21 protein-coding genes are annotated in these 22,845 nt (G+C 71.7%); 4 read left to right on the top strand and 17 right to left on the bottom strand.

What is annotated here, in order from left to right:
- Positions 1-151: 151 nt before the first annotated feature.
- The gene (locus tag HYV93_02720; GenBank protein ID MBI2524875.1) at positions 152-712 is read right to left on the bottom strand and encodes a histidine phosphatase family protein; all 561 of its coding nucleotides are present in this window, start codon (positions 710-712) and stop codon (positions 152-154) included.
- A gap of 376 nt (positions 713-1,088) precedes the next feature.
- On the opposite strand from HYV93_02720, the gene HYV93_02715 reads away from it, so the two are divergent.
- Positions 1,089-1,670: a hypothetical protein gene (locus tag HYV93_02715; GenBank protein ID MBI2524874.1), complete on the top strand. Its 582-nt coding sequence runs from the start codon at positions 1,089-1,091 to the stop codon at positions 1,668-1,670.
- Between the two features lie 26 nt (positions 1,671-1,696).
- A complete protein-coding gene (locus HYV93_02710) occupies positions 1,697-2,695 on the top strand; it encodes a radical SAM protein (protein MBI2524873.1) in 999 nt (332 codons plus the stop codon).
- Here HYV93_02710 and HYV93_02705 read toward each other — a convergent pair.
- Positions 2,682-4,154 carry a cobalamin B12-binding domain-containing protein gene (locus HYV93_02705; protein ID MBI2524872.1) on the bottom strand — a complete coding sequence of 491 codons (1,473 nt, stop codon included), beginning with the start codon at positions 4,152-4,154 and terminating at the stop codon, positions 2,682-2,684. The two genes, HYV93_02710 and HYV93_02705, sit on opposite strands and share 14 nt — an antisense overlap.
- Before the next feature lie 23 nt (positions 4,155-4,177).
- Positions 4,178-4,669 carry an NUDIX domain-containing protein gene (locus HYV93_02700; protein MBI2524871.1) on the bottom strand — a complete coding sequence of 164 codons (492 nt, stop codon included), beginning with the start codon at positions 4,667-4,669 and terminating at the stop codon, positions 4,178-4,180.
- Between the two features lie 113 nt (positions 4,670-4,782).
- Between HYV93_02700 and HYV93_02695 the strand changes: the two genes are divergently transcribed.
- Positions 4,783-5,241: a polymer-forming cytoskeletal protein gene (locus HYV93_02695; GenBank protein MBI2524870.1), complete on the top strand. Its 459-nt coding sequence runs from the start codon at positions 4,783-4,785 to the stop codon at positions 5,239-5,241.
- Positions 5,241-5,903 carry a tetratricopeptide repeat protein gene (locus HYV93_02690; GenBank protein ID MBI2524869.1) on the top strand — a complete coding sequence of 221 codons (663 nt, stop codon included), beginning with the start codon at positions 5,241-5,243 and terminating at the stop codon, positions 5,901-5,903. Before HYV93_02695 ends, HYV93_02690 begins: the two co-directional genes overlap by 1 nt.
- Before the next feature lie 139 nt (positions 5,904-6,042).
- Here the strand turns inward: HYV93_02690 and HYV93_02685 are convergent, their stop codons facing one another.
- The 14 genes from HYV93_02685 to HYV93_02620 all read right to left on the bottom strand — a co-directional run bounded on the left by HYV93_02685 (position 6,043) and on the right by HYV93_02620 (position 22,835).
- Complete coding sequence (locus HYV93_02685) at positions 6,043-7,320, bottom strand: phenylacetate--CoA ligase (protein MBI2524868.1); 1,278 nt, start codon at positions 7,318-7,320, stop codon at positions 6,043-6,045.
- Between the two features lie 17 nt (positions 7,321-7,337).
- Positions 7,338-8,498 carry an acyl-CoA dehydrogenase family protein gene (locus HYV93_02680; protein ID MBI2524867.1) on the bottom strand — a complete coding sequence of 387 codons (1,161 nt, stop codon included), beginning with the start codon at positions 8,496-8,498 and terminating at the stop codon, positions 7,338-7,340.
- Positions 8,499-8,502: 4 nt separating this feature from the next.
- The gene (locus HYV93_02675; GenBank protein MBI2524866.1) at positions 8,503-9,246 is read right to left on the bottom strand and encodes an ABC transporter ATP-binding protein; all 744 of its coding nucleotides are present in this window, start codon (positions 9,244-9,246) and stop codon (positions 8,503-8,505) included.
- On the bottom strand, positions 9,230-10,009 hold the full coding sequence (locus HYV93_02670; protein ID MBI2524865.1) for an ABC transporter ATP-binding protein: 780 nt from the start codon (positions 10,007-10,009) through the stop codon (positions 9,230-9,232). The genes HYV93_02675 and HYV93_02670 overlap by 17 nt, the downstream gene beginning before the upstream one ends.
- The gene (locus HYV93_02665) at positions 10,006-11,166 is read right to left on the bottom strand and encodes an ABC transporter substrate-binding protein (protein MBI2524864.1); all 1,161 of its coding nucleotides are present in this window, start codon (positions 11,164-11,166) and stop codon (positions 10,006-10,008) included. The genes HYV93_02670 and HYV93_02665 overlap by 4 nt, the downstream gene beginning before the upstream one ends.
- Before the next feature lie 26 nt (positions 11,167-11,192).
- Positions 11,193-12,110: a branched-chain amino acid ABC transporter permease gene (locus HYV93_02660; protein MBI2524863.1), complete on the bottom strand. Its 918-nt coding sequence runs from the start codon at positions 12,108-12,110 to the stop codon at positions 11,193-11,195.
- Entirely contained in the window at positions 12,110-12,988 is an 879-nt protein-coding gene (locus HYV93_02655) for a branched-chain amino acid ABC transporter permease (GenBank protein MBI2524862.1), read from the bottom strand. The genes HYV93_02660 and HYV93_02655 overlap by 1 nt, the downstream gene beginning before the upstream one ends.
- A complete protein-coding gene (locus HYV93_02650; protein MBI2524861.1) occupies positions 12,985-14,781 on the bottom strand; it encodes a hydantoinase B/oxoprolinase family protein in 1,797 nt (598 codons plus the stop codon). Before HYV93_02650 ends, HYV93_02655 begins: the two co-directional genes overlap by 4 nt.
- A complete protein-coding gene (locus HYV93_02645; GenBank protein MBI2524860.1) occupies positions 14,727-16,784 on the bottom strand; it encodes a hydantoinase/oxoprolinase family protein in 2,058 nt (685 codons plus the stop codon). Before HYV93_02645 ends, HYV93_02650 begins: the two co-directional genes overlap by 55 nt.
- Before the next feature lies 1 nt (position 16,785).
- A complete protein-coding gene (locus HYV93_02640; GenBank protein ID MBI2524859.1) occupies positions 16,786-17,145 on the bottom strand; it encodes an LLM class flavin-dependent oxidoreductase in 360 nt (119 codons plus the stop codon).
- Positions 17,142-17,636, bottom strand: coding sequence for a hypothetical protein (locus HYV93_02635; protein ID MBI2524858.1), 495 nt, complete (start codon positions 17,634-17,636; stop codon positions 17,142-17,144). Before HYV93_02635 ends, HYV93_02640 begins: the two co-directional genes overlap by 4 nt.
- A gap of 95 nt (positions 17,637-17,731) precedes the next feature.
- Complete coding sequence (locus HYV93_02630) at positions 17,732-20,056, bottom strand: molybdopterin-dependent oxidoreductase (protein MBI2524857.1); 2,325 nt, start codon at positions 20,054-20,056, stop codon at positions 17,732-17,734.
- Positions 20,026-21,219, bottom strand: a complete 1,194-nt coding sequence (locus HYV93_02625) for a CoA transferase (GenBank protein MBI2524856.1) — start codon at positions 21,217-21,219, stop codon at positions 20,026-20,028. The genes HYV93_02630 and HYV93_02625 overlap by 31 nt, the downstream gene beginning before the upstream one ends.
- A gap of 2 nt (positions 21,220-21,221) precedes the next feature.
- The gene (locus HYV93_02620) at positions 21,222-22,835 is read right to left on the bottom strand and encodes a methylmalonyl-CoA mutase (GenBank protein MBI2524855.1); all 1,614 of its coding nucleotides are present in this window, start codon (positions 22,833-22,835) and stop codon (positions 21,222-21,224) included.
- Between the last annotated feature and the right edge of the window lie 10 nt (positions 22,836-22,845).

The raw sequence follows: 22,845 nt of genomic DNA, 5'->3' as shown, positions 1-22,845 counted from the left end.
GCCATCAAGTCGGTCACTATCTTCGCCGGTCCACATGCCAGGGGCAAGCCAAGCCTCCGTCTCGGAGCGCCCCGTCCCTCGTGCTGGCCGGCGGGCCGGGGTCTTCGGCTCGACGGCGGCCGCCCTTTCGCCCGCGGGGTCCCGGGCGGAGTCACAGCACGGGGGTGTCCGCCTGGATGCCGCGCTCGACGAGGCGAAGGCGGCCGGCCTCGATGTCGAGCACTGTCACCGAGCAGGTGTCCGGGGCGAAGAGCGTCACGTGGTCGTCGCCCACGGCCGCGCCCACGGCCGCATTGATCGCCACGTAATGGCTCACGACCACGGTGGGCTCCGGGAGCGCGGCGAGCGTCTTCACCAGCACGGTGCGCCAGTCGGCGAGGTCTCGGTCGACGAGGGGCCACCGGCTTGGCAGGATCGTCCGCAGCCACTGGGCGCGCTCCGCCAACGCGAGGCCCGGCGAGGGGATCTCGGAGAAGGCCGGCTCGATCCGGACCGGGCGTCCCCAGAGGCGCTCGAGGGGCGCGGCGGTCTCGCGTGCCCGGCGCATGGGGCTCGAGACGATGCGCAGCGGCCCGAGGGGGCCGAGCCGGTCCGCGAGCGCTCGGGCCTGGGCGAGGCCGACGGGGTCGAGCGGTGGGTCCTCGGACTCCGCAAAGGACGCCGCGGCCTTGCCGTGACGCACGAGGTAGAGCCGGACCGGGCCGCTGTTCACAGGGCCAGACCGCGGTGGGACTGTAAGCCGGACTCCTCCAGCGAGGGCATGGGGCGCCGCGATTCTACCCGCAGGCTGGCGCGCCATGCAAGGACGCCGCGACGAGGCGGCGGGGCTGCCGGCGGGCGGAGCGACAATCCTTGAGCCCAGGATGCCGTGTCTGCTAGACTCGCGCTCCGTGGCAAGACCGACGCGCCGGCCACCCGGGCACGTCGGGAAACCTTACGACCGCCACCCGAGCGGGCACGGGCGGGGCCGTACTTGCCTGATTTCACGCATCGGGGCTGCCCGGCACCGAACGTGCAAGAGATGCGCACCAGAGTGCCGTGATGGGTGACCGAGATCCACACGGCGCCGGGTGCCGGGGAGAGGGGCCATGGCTCGAGTCCTGTTCGTCGTGGCGCGGGGACAAGCCGAGCTGCTGAGCCATCTCCGCCACGAGTTCCCGGAGGGCGACGTGAGCGTGGTCGTCGACCGCCGTCAGGACGATCGCCGGCAGCGGGAGCGCCGGAGGCGCCCGGTGGCCGCGGGTGAGGAGCGGCGAGGCGCCGACCGGCGCCGCGCGCGCGCCAGTGCCCAGGAGCTCCGGGCCATCGGCTACTCCATCGTCCGCCTGGAGGACGAGGGCTTCTCCGTCGGGCCGCCCGATCGGCCGCTCGTGAACGCCACGGCGGTGCGGCAGGTGGAGGCGTATCTGCGCGATCATTTCCGCTACTACACGGCGGTGTCGTCGTGGGACCGGGTCCGTGAGGGGCAGGCCTTCGTGATCCTGACCGGCAGGGGGAAGGCCGCGCACAGGGTGATCTTCGCCAAGGAGTTCCTCGACTACTACGGCGCCACCATGGCCGATCGGATCGCGGCCATCCTTGACGAGTGGAAGCTGCCGCAGCGTCTGGAGCTGGCGGGCACCTACCCCCTGGTCGTCTCCTCCTACGGGGTCCGCTCCGGGGACGACTAGTCCGGGCCGTCAGCGAGGAGGGGAGCGTGGCCGCAGGGTTCGCGGTGGGAATCGGCCTCACCAACGAGTGCGACCTCCGCTGCCCTCACTGCTATCGGCCGGCGCTCGCGGCGGGCCGCCTTTCCCGTCAGGACGTCGCCCGGGTGTTTGACAGCATCCCCGCACGCTCGGTGAACCTTGGCGTCGGCGAGAACGGGTTGCACCCGGACTACCGGGCGATCCTCGACGATCTCCACGCCCGCCGGCTGCCCGTGAGCATCACCTCGAATGGCCTCAGCATCCAGTCCCTGCCCGACGCGACCGTGAAGCGCTTCCACGCCGTGGAGTGCTCGCTGGACTTCCCGACCGAGCGTGAGCACGACGGCTTCCGCGGTCGCGGCAACTGGCGGCTGGTGATGGACACGCTCGCGCGCGCGAGCGCGCTGGGCGTCCCGGTGACGGTGACCGCGGTGTTGATGCGCATCAACCACCGGCGGCTGCCCGAGATCGCCCGGGTCGCCGCCCCCTTCGGCGCCCCCCTGCGCGTCAACATCTACCAGCCGTCGAGGGGCGACCAGTTCAGCGTCGGCTACGGGGAGTTCTGGGACGCCATGCGGCGCCTCGCGGACGCCACGCGGCTCGTCGCCACGACGGAGCCCGTGCTGGCCGGCGTCCTCGGCATCGACGAGGGGGCGCCTCGGGGCTGCGGCCGCTCCACCGTGCGCGTGGCTCCGGACGGGCGCGTCCTGCCATGCACCTACTGGCCCGACAGCACCCTGCGCCTCGCGGACCTGGAGGCGCTGGGCGAGTCCATCACCGACACCGCGGAGTTCAGGGCCGCCCGGCAGGTCCCGCCGGCCTGCGCGGGGTGCCCGTGCCGCGGAGGCTGCGCGGGTCGCCGGGCGCTGGTGGGGGGCCTGGAGGCGGCCGATCCGTTCTGCCCCTTCGCGCGCGGTGAGCGCATCGCGCTCCGCTGGGAGCGGGAGCCCCGCGAGGAGCTGCCCAAGCTCGGAAGCGCCTGCACCACCGTGGTCAGCGCGCGGTAGGCGGCGCGGTGGGTGCGGCGCCGGCGGGCCGGTAGCGCTGCCGCAGCGTGGGAACCGGAGGCACGCGCAGCAGCAGTGGCAGGAAGCGCCAGTACGGCGGGGCCACGCCGAGCAGGCCGAGCGCCCGGTCCACCAGCCGTTCGTACGTCGACCGCCCTTCCTCGGCGGCATGCACCACGGCCGGACAGCGTCTGATGGCGCGGCTGATGCGGGAGAGGATCCAGTCCTCGTCCACGGCCGGCGAGAGATAGAAGGCCGGCTCCGCGAGGTCCAGGTCCGGCGCCAGATGCCCCTCGGCGACGGCGCGACGCTGCAGCTCGGTGCCGGGCAGGATGCGGATGCCCGTCATGAAGATGGACACGCAGCCCCTCCAGCTCAGGTGCCGCTCCACGAAGGACACCGTCTGCTCCACCGTCTCCCGCGTCTCCCCCGGCCCGCCGAGCATGAAGAACCAGGCGCTGGCGATGCCGCAGCTCCGCGCCAGCGTGGCCGTCCGGCGCACGTCCTCGACGGTGAAGCCCTTTCTCAGGGTCCGGAGCATGGGGTCGCTGGCCGCCTCGGGGGTGATCATCATCGAGTTGAAGCCCGCCTGCCGCATGAGGGTGAACAGGCTCTCCGAGACGCCCAGGGGGTTGACGCCCATGGCTGTCAGACGGACGTCGAGGCCGCGGCGGATGATCTCGCGGCAGAGCGCCGCCGCGGGCTCCGGCGGGACATTGAAGGTGGAGTCCACCAGCTCGAAGGTGCGCGGGCCCACGTGGGTCATGACGTGCTCGATCTCGTCCACCACCTCCTCGGGGGGACGCATCCGGCCGGCGTGGCCCTCGATGCCCGGGTAGGCGCAGTAGCAGCAGTGGAGCGGGCAGCCGCGCTTGGTCTGGATCGCCCATGTCCCGCCTCGCCGCTCGTACGCGGGCCAGTGGACCCAGCGCTCCATGCCGGAGGCGCCGAAGCGCGGCAGCCGCGCCGGGGGCATCCCGCGCACGGCGCCGCCGTCCCGGTAGCAGAGGCCGGGGATCCCGCCCCAGGGGCGGTGGCCCTCCAGCGCCGACAGGAGCGCCGGGAAGGTTTCCTCGCCCTCGCCCACCACCGCGAAGTCCGCGTCGAGGCGGTTGAGCGCCGTGGCGCCCAGGACGGACACCGCCGGACCGCCGAGGACGATGGGAACGGGGCCCTCGCGGCGTACCGCCGCCAGCAGTCCAGCCAGCTCGCCCAGGTGCCAGGCCGGGCGCTGGCGGACGATGTTGTCGATGTTGCGCACCGAGATGCCAACGACGTGAGGGGCGAAGGCCCGCACGGCCTGCGCCACGTCGGCGCCGGGGCGCTCGCGGGCCAGCAGGTCGAGCACGCGCACCTCGTGGCCGGCGCGCTCGGTGGCGCTGGCGACGTAGGCGAGCCCGATGGGCGGCGCCGGGAGGAGGTCCCGCGCCGGGTTGAAGTAGACGAGCAGGACGCGCATCGGCGCCGGTCAGGGCCGAGGCATCAGGGCAAGCGTGTCGCGCCGCGCCCATAAGCGCGGACCGCCCGGCGCATGGCGGGGAAGGCGATCTCGCGCAGCGGCAGCCGCCGCCGGGGGAACCAGCGCACCTCGGCGACGTCGCTCATGGCGCGGGGCTCGCCGGTCAACCGCACCCGGTAGACGGCGACGAGGACGGGCATCCCCCCGGCGCCGTACGTCTCGACGAAGAACCCGATGAAGCGCGGGCGGAGCGTCCCGACACCGAGTTCCTCGCGAAGCTCGCGGAGCAGGGCGCGCTCAGGCGTCTCTCCCGCCTCGAGGAAGCCGCCCGGCAGGTCCCAGGTCCCCTCGTAGGGCGGCGCCGCGCGCCGGGCCAGGAGCACGCGCCCTCCGCGCTCGGCGATGCCGAGCACCGCGGGCACCGGGTTGTTGTAGAACGTCCAGCCGCAACGCGGACAGCGGCGTCGCGCGTGCCCCTCCTCGCGGACGCTGGCGAGCCGCCGCCCGCAGGCCATGCAGAATCTCAAGCGCTGTGGCAATGGCCCGCTCCTTTCCTTGACTCTCCAGTGCGCTCCGCCTAGCATACGAGAGTGAGCCACTCATCCGACCCGGCGGCCGGAGCCCAGCCGTGGGCGTGATGCGCGCCGCGCTCGGCTACCTCGGCCTGAGCGGCGCGGACAGCGATCCCGAGGCCGAGGAGCCGGCGCCCCGGCGCAGCGACAGCGTCAGCGTCCCGGCGAGCGCGGGCATCGGCGGCCGCCTCTCCTTCCGGGGCGAGCTGGCCGGGGAAGGGGACTTCCAGATCCTCGGCAAGTTCGAGGGCGAGATCAAGGTGACCGGGCGCGTGCTCGTGGGCGAGGGCGCCCAGGTGGATGCCAACATCGACGCCGCGGCCATCGTGATCGGCGGGACCGTGCGCGGCAACCTTTCGGCGTCGACGCGCGTGGAGATCCTGCCCTCGGGCGTTCTCACCGGCACCCTCCGCACGGGAAGCTTCTCGGCCGCCGACGGCGCCTCCGTGAAGGGGGAGATCTGGGTGGAGCGCCCGGCCACGACTCGCCCCACCGCGCCCCGGGCCGGAGGCTGATGCCGGTGCCGGATCTTCTGGCGGCCTGGCGCAGGACCTCCCGTGTGGTGCGCTGGACCGTCGTGGCGCTCGCCGCGCTGAGCCTGCTGGGGGCCGCGGCCTTCGGCGGCTACAGCTGGTACAACGCGCAGGACGCGCGTGGCCGCCTGGCGCTCGTCGCTGCAGCGGAGCTCGCCCAGCAGGCCACGGCGGCCGGAGCGTCGGCCGAGGCCCGTGACCGAGCGCTCCGGGCTCTCGAGGCCGTCCTCACCGAGTACCCGCGATTCTCCGGAGCCGCCGAGGCGGCCTACCGGCTCGGCAATCTCCGCTTCGAGGCCGGCCAGCACGCCGCCGCGCGCGGCGCCTACGAGATCGCCATCGCCAAGGGCGCCACGGCCACCCTGAGGAGCCTGGCGGCTGTCGGCATCGGATACACCTGGGAGGCTCAGCGCGACCACGCCAGGGCCCAGGTCGCCTTTCAGGCGGCCCTCGGCGGGCTGACCCCGAAGGATTTCCTCTACGAGGAGGGGCTCTTGGGATTGGCCCGTGCCCAGGAGTTCGGCGGCAATCCGGCGGCGGCGCGCGAGACTTACTCGCGCCTGCTCAAGGAGCGCCCGGATAGCCGGCGCGCCGCCGACATCCGTAGCCGGCTCGCCAGCCCCGAGACCCCTCCAAAGCAGTAAGGCGCTGCTGTTTGCTCTCTCCCTGCGCCTCGGGAGTCCCGCGAGGGCGATCTGATGTCCGATAAGGTGCATTATGTTAAGTCCGGGCTCAGCGACACGTCGCCCGCTCGCCGGAGGAAGCCGCAGCCGTCGCGGGCACTCATGGTTGGGTGGCGCGACGGTCCACGACCCTCACGGCCTTCCCCTGGGGTCGCGGGATCCCTCCCTCCTTGAGGGTCGTCACTTCCGGCGTGAGGTTGAGCAGATCCTTGAACTCCCGCTGGAGCCCCCTCAGGCTCTCCGGATCGAAATCCGGCTTCACCTCGACGAGCAGGCGCATCCGGTCGGCGCCCTCGGGGCTGCGCTCGAGCAGCACCTGGTACTCGTGGCCGAGGCCTGCTCGCCCCACGACCAGCGACTCGATCTGGCACGGGTAGAAGTTCACCCCCTTGAAGATCACCATGTCATCGGTGCGCCCCCGCAGCCGGTCGAGCCGGAGATGGGTACGCCCGCAGGCGCAGGGATCCCGGCTCACCACGCGGGTGAGGTCGTGGGTCCGGTACCGGACGAGGGGCAGTCCCTCGCGTGTGAGCGTCGAGAGCACCAGCTCCCCCTCCTGCCCGTCCGGGCGCAGGCTGCCGGTCAGGGGATCGACGATCTCGCAGTAGTAGTGGTCCTCCCAGACGTGGATCCCGCCGTGGGCCCGGCAGTCGATGCCGAGCCCCGGCCCGCCGCTCTCGGTCATGCCGATGATGTCGAAGGTCTCGATGCCGAGCTCGCGCTCGATGAGGGCGCGCAGGTCATCGGACCACATCTCCGATCCCAGGATGGCCACCCGCAGCCTCAGCTCCCGCAGGTCGAAGCCTTCCTCCCGCGCGACCTCGAGCAGGCGCAGCGGGTAGGTAGCGATGCCCGCCAGCACCGTCGCGCCCAGGTCCTTCATGAGCTTGAGCTGCAGGGCACTGCGCCCGGCGCCCGCCGGCACCACCATGACGCCCAGCCGCTCGGCGCCGTAGTGGAAGCCGAAGCCTCCGGTGAACAGCCCGAAGGACGGCGTGATCTGGACGACGTCGGCAGAGGTGACGCCCGCCGCCACGTAGCAGCGGGCCATGACCTCGCCCCACTGGGCGATGTCGGCGCGGGTGTACGGGTTCACGATGGGATTGCCGGTGGTCCCGGAGGACATGTGCACCCGCTTGATGGTTCCTCGGGGCGCGCAGCAGAGCTGGAGAGGGTAGGCGTCGCGCAGCGCATCCTTGGTCAGGAACGGGAGCCGCGCCCAGTCGGCGGCGGACCGGAGCGCCTCGGCGTCCACGGAGCCGAGGCGCTTGCGGTAGGCCGCGTTCTCCTTGATGAGACCGAGCGTGCGGCGCATCCGCTCGAGCTGGAGGGCTTCGAGCTGCTCCCGCGGGCGCGTCTCTACCGAGGGCTGGAACATGGGCGCCGGCGACCCGTTCATGCGAAGGCTCCCCCGCGGTCCCAGTCCAGCTCCCGCCCGATGATGAGGCGCAGGATCTCGGAGGTGCCACCGCCCGGCAGCAGGAAGCGAGCGTCGCGGAAGTAGCGCTGCACCGGGTACTCCATGGCGAGCCCGTAGGAGGCCAGGATGCGCGCGGCGTCGTCGGTGACCCGCACGGCCATCTCGGAAGCGAAGAGCTTGGTCATGGCGGCCTCCCGGCCCACCGGCTGCTCGGCGTCCAGGCGCCCCGCCGCCTGGTAGGTCATGAGCGTCGCGGCGTGGATCGCCGTCAGCATGTCCGCGAGCTTGAAGCCGATGGCCTGATGCTCGACGATGGGCTTCCCGAAGGCCGTCCGCTGGCGCGCGTAGTCGAGCGCAGCCTGGTACGCCGCGCGGGCCAGCCCCACCGACAGCGCGGCGGTCATGATGCGCGCCTCGGCGAGCACCCCCCCGACCTTCTCCACCCCGCCCGTCTCGCCGCCCAGGAGGTGCCCGTCCGGCACCTCCACGTCCTCGAGGACGATCTCCCCCGTCTCGGAGGCTCGCACGGACATCTTGTCGATCTTCTTGCTGAGGGAGATCCCCCGCATGGTCGCCCGGTCCAGCAGAAAGAGGGCGATGTTCTTCACCCCGCGCTCCGCCGAGGTCTTGGCGGCCACCGTGAGGACGTCCGCGACGGGGGCGTTGGTGACCCAGATCTTGCGTCCCCTCAGCACCCAGCCGGCGCCGCGCCGCTCGGCCCGCGCCTTGATGTTCGCGACGTCGGAGCCGGCATCGGGCTCGGTGAGCGCGAAGGTGGCCACGAGCTCGCCCCGGAGCGCGGGGACGAGGTAGCGCTGCCGGATCTCGTCGCTGCCGTACCTGTAGATGAAGTACGTGCCCATCAGCGACTGCATGCCCCCCACGGCCGCGAGCGACAGCGAGCCCAGGGCCAGCTCCTCGGCGAAGAGGCAGTAGGTGACCATGTCGCAGCCGGCGCCGCCGTAGGCCTCGGGATAGCGCAGCCCCAGGTACCCGAGCTCCCCGAGACGACGGAAGAGCGCCCTGGGGAACTCCGCCCGGTCGTCCATGGCCGCCGCGGCAGGCGCGACCTCGGCGGCCACGAAGCGGGCCACCGACTTCCTGAACTCCTCCTGTTCCGGGGTGAAGCGGACCATGCGCTCACTCTCCCTTGTCCGCGCCGGCGCCCGGCGGGCTGAGGCCGAGATAGGCGGTGCGCACCCGCTGGTCCTCCAGCAGCTCCCGCGAGGGGCCCGCGACCACGAGCCGCCCGGTCTCGAGCACGTAGCCGCGGTCAGCCACGCCCAGCGCGCGGCGCGCGTTCTGCTCCACGAGCAGCACGGACACCCCCCGCTGGTTGATCTGCCGGATCACGCGGAAGATCTCCCGCGTGAGTATGGGGGCCAGCCCCAGTGACGGCTCGTCCAGCAGGAGGACGCGCGGCCGGGACACCAGGGCCCGCGCCATGGCCAGCATCTGCTGCTCGCCCCCCGACAGGGTCCCGGCCCGCTGCCGCTTCCGCTCGCGGAGGAGGGGGAACAGCTCGAAGCCCAGCTCGAGCCGGGCGGCCAGCTCCCGCCGCCCCACCGTGTGGCCGCCGACGAGGAGGTTATCAAGCACCGTGAACTCGGGAAAGAGGTCCCGCCCCTCGGGCACATGCCCGATGCCCGCCGCCACGATGGCATCCGCCGGCCAGCCCGTGACGTCGCGGCCGTCGTAGAGGATGCGCCCGCGCAAGGGCCGGACGAGGCCCGACACCGCCCGGAGCGTCGTGGACTTCCCCGCCCCGTTGGCCCCGAGGAGCGTGACGATCTCTCCCTCGCCGAGCTGGAGCGAGACCCCCTCGAGCGCCCGGCGCTTGCCGTAGTACACACTGACCTCCTCGAGCTCAAGCGTCGGCTTCATCTCTGCCCAGATAGGCCTCGATCACCGCGGGGTCCGCCGCGATCTCGCGCGGCTTGCCCTCCGCGATCTTCCGCCCGTAGTCCAGGACCGCGATCCGGTCCGAGATGGCCATGACCAGGTCCATGTCGTGCTCGACCACCATAACGGTGAGCTTGAGCCCCTCCCGCAGCGCGCAGATCAGCTCCATGAGCGTCCGCGTCTCCGTGGGGTTGAGGCCGCCCGCGGGCTCGTCCAGCAGGAGGAGGCGGGGTCCGGAGGCAAGCGCCCGGGCGATCTCCAGGCGCTTCTGGCTCCCGAGCGGGAGACTCCCCGCCTCCACCTCCGCGGCGTCCCGGAGCCCGAAGCGCTCGAGCAGCTCGAGCGCCCGCCGCCGGGCCGCCGCCTCCTCCCGGCGCACCCTGGGTAGCCCCAGCGCTGCGCTCCACAGCGAGCTCCGGAGCTGCCCGTGCTCGCCGATGAGCACGTTCTCCAGCGCCGTCAGCTGGCGAAAGACCTCGGTGTTCTGGAAGGTGCGCCCCACCCCGCGGCGGGCGATCTCGTGGGGAGCCAGACGCAGCAGGTCGGTCCCGGCATAGGCGACGCGGCCGGCCGTCGGGCGGTAGAGACCGGTCAGCACGTTGAACACCGTGGTCTTGCCAGCGCCGTTGGGCCCGATCAGCGCGAAGATCTCCCCCTCGTTGACCTCGAGGGTCACGCCGGACAGGGCGGCGAGGCCGCCGAAGGCGATGGAGAGATCCTCGACGCTGAGGAGGGCCACGGTCACTCCGACTTGAGCCAGTCCGTGAGGGGCTTGAAGCGCCCCTTCTCCATGCGCACCCAGAAGCCCTGCTTGAGCGGCTCGAGGTCGGCCCCGATGCTGATCGGCGGCAGGATGCCGGTCTCGAAGGCCTTGATCGACGTGAGCGCGGTCATGAGCGACTCGCGCGTCAGGCCCTTGCCGGCCCGCTTGGCCGCCTCGGTGAACACCATGGCCGCGACGTAGCCGTGGAGCGCGTAGCGGTTGGGCTCGGCCTTGGCCGCGAACTTCCGGAGCGCCTCCCGGTAGGCGCGGACACCGGGGAGCTCGGAGGTCAGCGGGTCAGGCCAGAGGGACAGCCCCTCGGTCCCCTCCGCGGCCTCGCCGGCGAGCCCCAGGAAGCGCTCGTCGGTGAGCGGCCCGGAGGAGACCATCAGCGTGTCGGTCCAGCCGATCTTCTGCCGTTCCTTGAGTGCCTGGGCCCCCGGCCCTGGGGTGAGCACGAGGAAGGTCACCTGGGGCCTGGCGGCCTGGAGCTTGGCGATCTGGGCGCTCACATCCGTGGCCCCCCGCTTGACGGGCTCCGCCGCCGCGAGCTTGAGCCCGTGGCGCGCCAGGTCCTTCTCGAACGGGCCCAGGAAGGCCCGGCCGTACTCGTCGTCCTGGTAGATCGCTGCGAAGGTCTTGAGCCTGCGCTGCCCCACCAGGTAGTCCACCATCATCCGCGCCTGGCGGTCGTAGAGCGTCATGCCATTGAGGACGTACTTCTTCCCGCGCGTCACGGTGGAGCCCTGGTACGGGAAGAGGAGGGGGACGCGGTTCTCCTCGAGGTAGCCCACGGTGGCCGCGACGGGGGCCGTCCCCTGCGAGGCCAGGATCGCGAACACCCTGTCCTGCTCCACCAGCTTCCTCGTGTTGGCGACGGCGTCCTGCGGCCGGTAGCCGTCGTCGTAGTAGACCGTGCGCACCTTCCGGCCGTGGATGCCGCCGGCATCATTGACGCCCTTGAAGTAGAGGTCGATGCCGAACTTCGTCAGCTGCTCGCCCGTGAATGCCAGCGGACCCGAGAACGAGTTGGAGCAGCCGACCACGATCTCCGTGTCGGTGACTCCCTGCTGGGCGAGGGCGGGCGCGCTTGCCCCGAGGGCCAGCGCCGCGGTGAGGAGCGAAAGGATGAGTCGCATGGACGTCCTCCTCTGTCGGGTGTGGGTCACCGGCGCCCCGGCGGCCTCAGCGCGTGTGCCATCCCGCCGGGCATGAAGAGCATGCAGGCGATGAGGATCGCGCCGAAGATGAGGGGCCGGAAGTTCTGGAAGGCGGCCAGCCAGTCGTGCAGTACCGTCACGACGGCCGCGCCCGCGATCGAGCCCGGTACCGAGCCGAGCCCGCCGAGGATGATCATGACGACGAAGTCCACGGAGAGGAAGACATCGAAGGCATCGGGCGAGAGGAAGCCGACCACGAAGGCGAAGAGCCCGCCGGCCACGCCCGTGTAGAAGGCCGAGACGCCGAAGGCGGCGGTCTTGTAGGCAGCCAGCGAGACGCCGCTGGCCTGGGCCGCCACCTCGCTCTCCCGGATGGCGAGGAAGGCGCGGCCCACCCGACTCCGCGTCAGGTTGACGGCCGCGGCCACGAGCGCTGCGGCCACAGCCGCCGTCAGGTAGTAGCGCGCGGTGTCCGTCGCCAGCGTGAAGCCCGCGAGACGGCCCGCCGGGACGCGCAGGCCGTCGGCCCCCAGGGTCAGCCCGTCCAGGCTCAGGATGACCTCGGACACCACGAAGCCGAACGCCAGCGTCGCCATGCTGAGATAGAGCCCGCCGAGCCTCAAGCACGGCACGCCGAAGCCGAGCCCGACCGCCGCCGTGACTGCTCCCGCCGCCGCGAGCGTGACGATCACCGGCACCGTGGGGGCGTGGATGGTGAGCAGCGCGGCGGCATAGGCCCCGATGGCGAGGAAGCCCGCGTGGCCGAAGGAGAGCTGATTCGTATAGCCGCTCAGGAGATTGAGGCCGATGGCCACCACCGCGTTGACCAGCACGAGACTGGCGAGGAAGATCAGGTACCGGGGCGCCACCCAGGGCCAGGCGAGCAGCCCTGCCGCCGCCGCGCCCAGCGCCCACCGCCGCATCAGACCTTCCTCTGCTCGACCCGACCGAAGAGCCCCGCCGGGCGGATCAGGAGGATGGCGATCAAGACCAGGAAGGGGACGGAGTAGCGGATTCCCGAGGGCAGGTACAGCGGCGCCAGGTTCTCGATCACGCCCAGCAGCATCCCCCCCGCCACGGCCCCCGGCATGGAGCCGAAGCCCCCGATCACCGCCGCCGTGAAGCCGTTGATCACGACGAGCCCCATCTTCGTGGAGAGGAAGGTCACCGGCGCGACGAGGACGCCTGCGATGGCACCCACCACCCCCGCGAGCACCCATGACAGCGAGTACATGCGCTCGACGCTGATCCCCATGAGCCGCGCCGCCCGCTGGTTCTGCGCCACCGCGCGCATGGCCCGCCCGATGCGCGTGTGGGTGAAGAGAACGTAGAGCCCCAGCATGAGAAGGAGCGAGCCGCCGATGATTCCCAGCGATACGGGCGCCAGCCTGATCGGACCCACCACCATGGGGCGGTTGCCGAAGAAGGAGGGGAAGGCGAAGTCCTCGTGCGTCCAGATCAGCCCCGCCGCAGCGCGCAGCATCAGCGACAGCCCCACCGTGATGATGAGCACGTCCCAGTGGGTGGCGGCGATGGAGCGGCGGATGATCGCGCGCTCGAAGACGAGCGCCACGCCGGCGCCGGCCGCGGCCGCCACCAGCAGCGTGACCGGCAGGGGGAGCTGCCAGGCGCGCTGGGCCGCCCAGGCCACGAAGGTCGAGACCATCAGCATCTCCCCCTGGGCGAAGTTGAGCGTCCGCGTGGCGTTGTAGATGATCACCAGTGCCAGCGCCATCAGGGCGTAGATGCTCCCCGTGGCCAGCCCGCTGACGACGACGTGAACCACGGCAGCCGCGCTCATGCGGCCCCCCCCGGCCGGGCCCTGAGCGCGGCCGTGCGCGCCTCGTCCGACGCCAGCGTGTCCGGGTCCACCCAGACGCCGTAGTCCCGCCGGGCTGCCTCCACCGAGATCAGGCCGTCCCGCACCTCGTCCGCCACGAGACTGGCCGGACGCTCCCGGGGATCGCCGTGGCCGCCGCCGCCGCCCGCGGCCTGCCGGAAGAGGCTGCCGCGCGGGATGGCGATCACATCCTTCGAGCGGGGTGCCAGGAGCTGTCCCGCCGGCGTCCGGAGCTCGATCCGATTGAGGCCGCCCGAGTGACCGCCGAAGAGCCCGAAGGCCCGCGCCTCCTCGTCCACGCCGTCGCCGAAGACGATCCCTGTCACCTCGTCGCCGTGGATCTCGAGTTCCGTCTCCACACCGCAGCCGCCGCGCCAGCGTCCCGCTCCCGCCGAGTCGGTCTGGTACTCGTGGCGCAGCAGCCGATGGGGGGTCTGGACCTCCAGCATCTCGTAGTCCTGCGCCAGGAGACCGCCCGCCGTGTTGATGAGCCCAATATGGTCGTAGCCGTCGCAGCCAGCCACGGCCCCCGACCCGCCCTTGAGCGCCAGGAACAGAATGTCCACGTAGCGGCGGCCGGCGCGCGGGTCCATTCCCGCCACGGTCATCCCGAGCATCCGGTTCCACCCGGCTGACACGCGCTCGGGCATGGCCGGCGCCAGGGCCCGGAAGATCGCATCGGAATGCGGCCCGGCCAGCGTGTTGCCGAAGGTCGTCGCCGCCGGGAAGTCCGCGTTCAGGATGCACCCGGCCGGGATGTGGACGCGGATCGGCCGGAGGATGCCCTCGTTGTGTGGGATGTCGGGATCCACGAGCATCAGAAGCGTCAGCAGGATTGCCGAGAAGGAGGAGGCATAGGGCGCGTTGACGAAGCCCGGTGTCTGGGGCGCGGTGCCCGCGTAGTCCAGGCTGATCTCGCCGCCCCGCGTCTGGATGGTCACGCGGATCGGGTGCCGGCTGCCGTCGTGATGCCCGTCGTAGAAGACCGTGCTCTCGCCCACCCAGGTCCCGTCGGGGATGTGCGACAGCTCCGTGCGCATGCGCCGCTCGGCCGCGTCGAAGAGGTAGCGGATGTGCTCCTCCACCCTGGCCGCCCCGTGGCGCCGGTACAGCTCCATCAACCCCCGCTCGCCCACCACGGTGCCGCCCATCTGGGCACGGATGTCCTGCTCCACGATGGGCAGTCGCACGTTCGAGAACACCAGCCGCCAGACATCGTCCCGCACCGCCCCCCTCTCGACGATCCTGAGCGGCGGGATCCTGAGCGCCTCCTGCCACACCTCCGTGGCCCTGGGGTTGTAGCCCCCCGCCTGAGCGCCGCCGATGTCGGCCTGGTGCCCCGTGGTCGCGGCCCAGGCCGCCACCCGCCCGTCGACGAAGACCGGCCGGAACACCGCCACGTCGTTGTTCTGGTTTCCCCCCGAGAAGACGTCGTTGTGGAGGAAGACATCGCCCGGGTGGACGTCGTCGCGGAAGGCGGCGATCACGGCGCGGCAGGCGGGCTGCAGCGCAAAGGCCAGGATCGGGATGTACTCCGACTGGGCGAGGATCTCCCCGCGCGGGCCGTAGAGGCCGGTGACGAAGTCCCGCGCCTCGCTGAGGATGGGCGAGCGCGTGGTGCGGAGCAGCGTCAGCCCCATCTCCTCCGTGATGGCCTTGAGCCTCCGCTCGAGGACGGAGGCGAAGACTGGATCGGCGCTCACGCGAGCCGGTCCAGGAGGAAGGAACCGTGGCGGTCGGTTTCGAGGCGCCATGCGGGAGGGACGACCACCGTGGTGGTGTCGAGCTCCACCACCGCGGGTCCCGACAGACGCGCGCCCGCCCCGAGGGCCTCGCCCTCGTAGACAACCGTCTCCGCAAAGGCTCGGGCCTCGCCCATCCACACAGGACGGCGGCCGCGCCGCGCCCCGTCCCCCGTCCCTGGCGGGACCTCGGGCAGCGCGGGCTTCTCCGTGACCCCGAGGGCCACCCCGCGGACATTCACCAGCTCGAGCGGCGTATCCGGGAGCGCGTAGCCATAGAGCCGGTCATGCGTCTCGTGGAAGCGCTTCGCGACTCCGCCGAGGTCACCCTCCTGCGCCTCGTCCGGGAGCCAGGGCACCGCCAGCTCGTGGTACTGGCCGAGATACCGGACGTCGCAGGCGAAGGAGAGCGTCACCTGCCCCTCGCCGATCCGCTCGGCGCCGGCCGCGTCGCGCCCTTGGCGTCCGAGGGAAGCCACGATGGCGCGCAGCCTGTTACCTTCGGCTCGCTCGAAGGGCGTCACGTAGGTCTGGACGAGATCGTGGCGGAGGTCGGAGAGCAGGAGCCCCCCAGCACAGAAGATGGGCGAGCCGCGCGGCACCAGGATGCGCGTGAGCCCCAGCTCGGCGGCGATCCCCGCGGCGTGGACCGGGCCCGCGCCGCCGCCGACCACCAGGAGGAATTCCCGCGGGTCGTGTCCCCGCTCCACTGTCACGTGGCGGATCCCGGCAGCCATGTTGGCGTCGATCACCTGCACCATGCCTGCGGCCGTCTCCTCCACGGACAGCCGGAGCGGGCCCGCCAGTGTCTCCACCGCGCGCCACGCCGCCGCCGCGTCCAGGCGCAGCCGGCCGCCCAGGAAGCGCTCCGCGCGGAGGCTGCCGAGCAGCAGGTCGGCGTCGGTGCACGTCGGCGGGATTCCCCCGCGGCCGTAGCAGGCGGGTCCCGGGACGGCTCCGGCGCTCCGGGGCCCCATGCGCAGGAGCCCTCCGTCGTCCAGCCAGCCGATGGAGCCCCCCCCGGCGCCGATGGTGTGGATGGCCAGCGCGGCGAGGCCGAAGGGATAGCGCGCGATGCGCCCCTCGGTGGTCATGGCTGCCGCGCCGTCCCGAACCAGGCACACGTCGAAGGACGTACCCCCCATGTCCACGGTGAGGAAGTCGCGAACGCCGTGGGGCGTCGCGTACGCGAGGGCGGCCGTGGGTGCCGCCGCGGGCCCGGAGAAGAGCGTGCTGGCCGCCGCCGCCCGTACCGCCGCCGGCTCCGCCACGCCCCCGTTGGATTGCATGATCAGGAGCACACCGCGGAACCCCACCTCGCCCAGCCGCGCGCCGAGCCGGTCGAGGTAGCGGCACAGCACCGGGCCCACGGCGGCGTTGAGCACCGTGGTGCTCACGCGTTCGGTGAAGCGGATCTGGGGCACGAGGGCCGAGGAGCGGGACACGTAGGCGCCCGGCAGCGCCGCCAGCGCCCGCGTCTCGGCGAGGATCTCGTGGGCGGGGTTGGCCCAGGCGTGCAGGAAGCAGATTGCCACCGCCTCGATGCCGGCCTCGCGGAGCCCCGCGAGCGCCGCCTCGAGACTCTCCGGCTCGAGGGGCGTCGTGACCTCGCCCGACACCTCCACCCGCTCCGTCACGGGCAGGCGGAGCCAGCGCGGCACCAGCGGCGTGGGGGGGGCGCACCGGTTGTCGTACTGGGCCTCGCGGATGCCCCGGCGCATGGCCAGGGCGTCGCGGAAGCCTCGCGTCGTGAGCAGCCCTACCCGTGCGACGGAGCCCGTGAGCACCGCGTTCGTCGTCACCGTGGTTCCGTGGACGATCACGTCCACGCGGCCGAGGAACTCCCTCAGCCCCATGCCCTTGGCCGCGGCGAGCTCGCCGAGACCCACGAGGAAGCCCTCCGATAGATCCTCGGGCGTGCTCGGCGTCTTGGCGACCACCGGGACCTCTCCGTGATGGTGCAGGAGGAAGTCAGTGAAGGTCCCCCCCACATCCACTCCGATCCGGTAGGCCATCTCAGAGGGCCCGGAGGTCTGGCAGGACCTTCTCTCCGAGGTCTTTCACCATGGAGAGCTTGTCGGCACTCAGGAGGAGGATGTTCAGGTGGCGGATGCCGCGGGCGACCACGTCGGTGAGACGCTCGATCCAGAGCCCTGCGGGGCCGGCCACCGTGCAGTTGGGACCGAAGCGAAGACGTCGTGAGCCCGTCGCCACGAGCGCGAGAGAAGCATACACGTCGCGGGCGTGCAGCGACGAGTCGCAGACCCACAGCTCGTCGAACCCGCTCTCCTCGGTGAACTGGACCAGCGCGCGGAAGCGGTCGGGCGGCTCCGTCGCCATGGTGGTGATGCCGACGCGGAGCGACCCCCGTGTCACGCCCGCGCCTCGAAGCGGCAGACCGGGCCGCCGGCCGCCTCGCAGCTGGCCTCGCTGACCTGCATCGGGCGACCCAGGAGCTGCTCGGCGAAGGACTCGACGACGCCGCGGATGAGGTGGCACACGGGCCGCTGACTCCGGCCATGGGCCTCGGCGAAGGGGGAGTGCTTCACCGTGATGACGAACCCCACCGGGCTCCAGGCCTCCACGCCGAACTCCCCCCAGCCCAGCTCCCGTCCCATCTTCACGAGCAGGTCCAGTCGCCCGCGGGCGTCCCCGGCCACAGCCGCGGCGGCGCGGGCGCCGCCCACCCGGCCCCCGGCGGCGAAGCACTCCGCCGCCCCGGAGCCGGCGGCCGTCTCCACGGCGCGCTGGACGGCCACCAGCGTCTCGGGACGGATCAGCAGGAAGCGCGATCCCCGATACAGGAGCCGGCCGTGGCCGTCGTCTCGGAGCTCCCCCAGCAGGCTCGGGGTCGGCTGCTCGGTCATGGGCTGCTGTTTTCCTCTTGCTTGAACGTCGAAGAGTCTGCGTTGCGGTTTGGCCTCTTCGCGCCTGCGGTTTGGCCTCTTCGCGCCTTTGGCGCTCATCGGGGCGCCCGTCCTGTGCTACGCGCCGCGACCAGGGCGGCGTGAACGCGCTGGGGGGTGATGGGAAGCTCGGTGAAGCGCACGCCGATGGCGTCCTTGACCGCGTTGGCGATGGCTGCCGACACCGGGATCACCCCGGACTCACCCAGGCCCTTGGCGCCGAAGGGGCCGCTCTGGTCCACTGTCTCGATCAGGCGCACGTCGATCTCCGGCATGTCGGTCGCCTGGAAGAGCGCATACTCCATGAACTGCGGGTTGAGTACCCGTCCCTCCTGGATCAGCAGCGCTTCGCTGAGCGCATAGCCCAGCCCCATGTGGATCCCGCCGTGAATCTGCCCCTCAGCGGCCATGGGGTTCAGCGCCCGGCCCACGTCGTGAGCGGAGACGATCCGGAGGACGCGCACCTCCCCGGTCTCCTCGCTCACCTCCACCAGCGCCGCCTGGGCGGCGAACCCGTAGGCCGCCGAGACATTGCCCCGGAGATCCTTCGACAGCATCTCGTTCGGCGGATCGTAGAACGCCTCGGCGACGAGCGCCTGGCCGCCGGGACGGAAGTGGCCGGCGCGCACCACGCGCTCGTACGGGACGCTCCGCTCCGGCCGGCCCCGGACGCGCACCTGTCCCCCGACGAGCTCGAGCTCCTCGGCCTTCTCGTCCATCACCTCCGCCGCCAGCGCCAGGAGCCTGCGCTTCAGCGAGCGCGCGGCCTGGAGCGCTGCATTGCCCGCGATGAAGGTCGTCCGGCTGGCGTGCACGCCCACGTCCCACGGCTTGACGGAGGTGTCGCTGTTGATCACCTCCACGCGCTCCAGCGGGATACCCAGCTCTTCGGCCACGATCATGGCGAGCACGGTCTCGGACCCCTGGCCGATCTCGCTGGCGCCCGTGAGCAGCAACACCTTGCCGAAGTCGTCGAGTCTGAGGATGGCCCCGCAGCCGTCCGAGCGGTACACGCGCGCGCCGCCGGCCACGTGGAACATGGCCGCATACCCGACACCGCGCTTCCAGCCGGGTCGCGTCGCCCCGGGTGCCGCCAGCGAGATCGCCCGCTCCACCGTGTCCAGGCACTCGGTCATGGCGCAGGAGGTGATCACGTTGCCCTGCGGGTTCACGTCCCCCGTCTTCGTCGCGTTGCGGCGCCGGATCTCCATCCGGTCCATCCCGAGCCGCTCGGCGAGGTCGTCCATCTGCGCCTCGATGGCGAAGGTTGCCTCGAGGTTGCCGTAGCCTCGCATCGACCCCGAGTAGGGGTTGTTGGTGTAGACGATGGTCGTGTCGAAGCGCACGGCCGGGCAGCGGTAGAGTCCTGCCGTCGTGGAGAGCATGACGTACGGCGTCGTCGAGCCCCAGGAGACGTACGCGCCGTTGTCGATGACGACGCGGGCCTCGCGCGCCAGCAGCCGGCCGGCGGCGTCCGCGGCCGTCCGGAGGTGGATGACGCAGGGCTCGCGGGTCGGGCTCGCGATGAACTCCTCCAGGCGTTCGAAGGCGATCTTGACGGGCCGCCGGACATGGCGGGCCAGGAGGGCGGCGATGATGTCGATGGGGTAGAGGTCGAGGCCGCGCCCGAAGTTGCCTCCGACCGGCGGCTGGATCACCCTCACCCGGTGCCCGCCGATCCCGAGCGCCTCTCCGAGATCGCGCTGGTAGAGGAAGGGCACCTGCGTGGTCGTCCACATGGTGAGCGAGCCATCTGCTCCCCAGGAGGCGATCGACACCATGGTCCCGAGACACGCCGTGGTCACGTAGGTGAGCCGATACGTCCCCTCGGCGACGGCCGCGGCGCGCGCGAAGCCGGCCTCGACGTCGCCGTGGGAGAACTGGTAGCGGAGGGTCACCAGGTTCGTGCCGAGTTCCTCGTGCACGAGCGGCGCGCCCGGGCGGAGGGCGGAGTCAAGATCGAACACCGCCGGTAGCTCCTCGTACTCGACCTCGATGAGCCCGAGGGCCTCCTGGGCGATCTCCGCCGTCTGGGCCGCCACGGCGGCGATCTCGTCCCTGATGCAGCGGACCTTCCGGTTGCCCGGCCCGCCCTTGAGCGCCAGGTGGTCCTTCGCGTAGCCGAAGGGGCGCTGCTCCACCCCGTCGGCCGTGATCACGCCGATGACGCCGGGCAGGCGCTCGGCGGCAGCGGTGTCGATGCGCACAATCCGCGCGTGCGGGAACGCGGTCCTCAGGATGGCCCCGTGGGCCAGGCGCGGCAGCGCGAGGTCGTGGAGATACTGCGTCCGGCCCGTCACCTTGTCGAGGCCATCCCGCTTGGGCGTCGCCTTGCCGATGATGTCGAAGCTCACGGGGCCACCCCCTCGCGCCTCAGGCACTCCACCCGCTCGTCCTGGTAGGCGAGGAGGCCCCTCAGCACCTCCTCGGTGTGCTCCCCCAGCCGCGGCGCCGGCCGCACCTCGAGCCCCAGCGCCCCGTCCACCTTGATCGGGGTGCCGAGCGCTGGCACGCGACCCAGGGCAGGGTGGCTCAGCTCCACCACCATCTGCCGATGCCTGACCTGAGGGTCGGACAGCACCTGGCCCACCGACTGGATCGGGGCCGCCGGCACCCCCTCCCGGCGCAGCGCCTCGAGCCAGTCGTGCACCGACCGCGTCGCGAAGATCTCCTCCAGCAGCGCGATCAGCGCGCTCCTGGCTGCGGCGCGCTGGAGGTTCGTCTCGAAGCGCGGGTCCCGCGCGATGTCCGGCCGCTCCATGGCGCGGCAGAAGCCGGACCAGAACTTCTCGGCGAAGATGGCGACGACCAGGTAGCCGTCGCGCGCGGGCAGCGCCTGGTAGGGCACGACCGAGGTGTGGCCCGAGCCCATCGGCCCGGGCACCTTCCCGTCGGTCCAGAAGTACTGCGCGAGATAGGTCAGCAGTGACACCTGGCAGTCCAGGAGCGAGAGGTCCACGATCCCTCCCTGCCCCGTCCGCTCCCGCCTGAACAGCGCCCCGGCCACGGCGAGCGCGCCGAACATCCCGCCCGCCAGGTCGCCCATGGGCAGGCCCATGCGCAAGGGAGCGCGCCCCTCCTCCCCCGTGATGCTCATGGCCCCGCCCATGGCCTGGAGCGCGAGATCGAAGGCCGGCCAGCCGCGATACGGTCCCTCCTGCCCGAAGGCGGAAATCGAGCAGCAGACCAGGCGTGGGTTGACGGCCCTGAGCCTCCCGGGGTCTGCGCCCAGCCTCGCCAGCACGCCCGGCCTGAAATTGTCCCACACCACGTCGGCGACGCGCGCGAGGTCGCGGAGGACGGCGCGGCCGGCTTCTTGGGTGAGATCCAGCGCCACGCTCTTCTTGTTCCGGTTGATGCTGAGGAAGTAGGCGCTCTCGCCGTTCGGGAGGAAGGGCGGCCCCATGCCCCGCATGGGGTCACCGCCGTCCGGCTCCTCGATCTTGATCACCTCCGCCCCAAGATCGGCCATCAGCATCGAGCCATACGGTCCGGCGAGCATGCGCGAGAGATCCAGCACCCGCACCCCGGAGAAGAGCGTCATCCTCAGAACCTCACCGGCTCCTTGTGCTCGCCGAAGACGTCCTTGAGCGCGCCCGCCATCTCGCCGAGCGTCGCGTAGGCGCGCACTGCCTCGAGGATGGGCTCCATGAGATTGCCCGGGCCCCGGGCCGCGTCCCTGAGCCGGTCCAGCGCGCTGGCCACGGCCCGGCCGTCGCGTTCCCGGCGGAGCCGCTCGAGCTTCGCCACCTGCGCCTCGGCCACCTTCGGGTCCGCCCGGTAGAGCTCGAGGTCCTGGCTCTGGCCGGCGCCATCCTGCGCCACGTGGCGGTTCACGCCCACCTTGGGGATCTCCCCCGAGAGGACCTTCTGCTCGAAGCGGTACGCCTCCCGCGCCACCTCGGCCTGGAGAGCGCCCGACTTGACGGCCTCGACGAAGCCGCCGAGCGTCTCGACATGCGCCAGCTCCTCGAGGATCTTCCCCTCCATTGCCTGGGTGAGGGCCTCCACGTAGTACGAGCCGCCCAGGGGGTCCACCGTGTCCGCCACGCCGCTCTCCTCCGCGCAGATCTGCATGGTCCGGAGCGCGATGAGCTGGGCCTTGGAAGACGGGATGGTGTACGCCTCGTCATAGGTGGGGAGCGCCATGGTCTGGGCGCCCGAGAGTGCCGCCGTCAACGCGAGATAGGCGCCGCGGACGATGTTGTTCTCCGGCTCCTGCACGGTGAAGGCCGAGCCTCCGCCCCCGATGAGCGAGCGGAACATCATGCTCTTGGGGTTCTTCGCGCCGAAGCGTTCCTTCATCATCCGCGCGTAGAGGCGGCGACCGGCCCGGAACTTGGCCACCTCCTCGAAGATCTTCCCCCAGCAGGTAAAGTTGAACGACAACCGCGGCGCGAAGTCGTCCACCGGAAGCCCACGCCGGAGGAGGAGCTCCGTGTAGGCGGCGGCCATGGCGAGCCCATAGGCCATCTCCTGTGCCGTCGTGCAGCCGGCCTCCCTGATGTGGTAGCCGCAGATGGAGATGGGGTTGACCCGGGGAGCCCGCCGGGCGCAGAACTCCGCCAGGTCGGCCACGAGCCTGAGCGAGGGCTCCACCGGGTACACCCACGTGCCGCGCGCGACGAACTCCTTGAGGATGTCGTTCTGCGGCGTCGTCACGATCCGGTCCCAGCGTATCCCCTGCTTCTCGGCCACCACCAGGTACATGGCCTGCACGATGGCGGCCATGGAATTGATGGTGAAGGAGACGCTCACCTGGTCGGCGGCGATGCCGTCGAAGGCTTCTTCCATGTCGGCGAGACTGTCCACGGCCATGCCCACGCGCCCCACCTCCCCGGCGGCCCGAGGGTCATCGGAATCGAGCCCCAGCTGGGTCGGCAGGTCGAAGGCCACATTGAGGGCGTCCTGCCCGTGGGACATGAGGTACTTGAAGCGGCCGTTGCTCTCCGCCGGCGTCCCGAAGCCGACGTACTGCCTCATGGTCCACACTCGCGCCCGGTACATCTCGGGGTGGATCCCGCGGGTGAAGGGGTACTCCCCCGGCACGCCGAGATCGCGCGCCGGATCGAAGCTCGCGAGATCCTCGGGCCCGTATACCGGCCTCACGGGGATCCCCGAGTGCAGCACGACGTCCCTGGTCTTCCTGTCCCTGGTCATAGCCCCGCCC

It is taken from the genome of Candidatus Rokuibacteriota bacterium, assembly GCA_016188005.1.
GTDB lineage: Bacteria > Methylomirabilota > Methylomirabilia > Rokubacteriales > CSP1-6 > UBA12499.
This window is presented reverse-complemented; position numbering and strand designations above follow the sequence as displayed.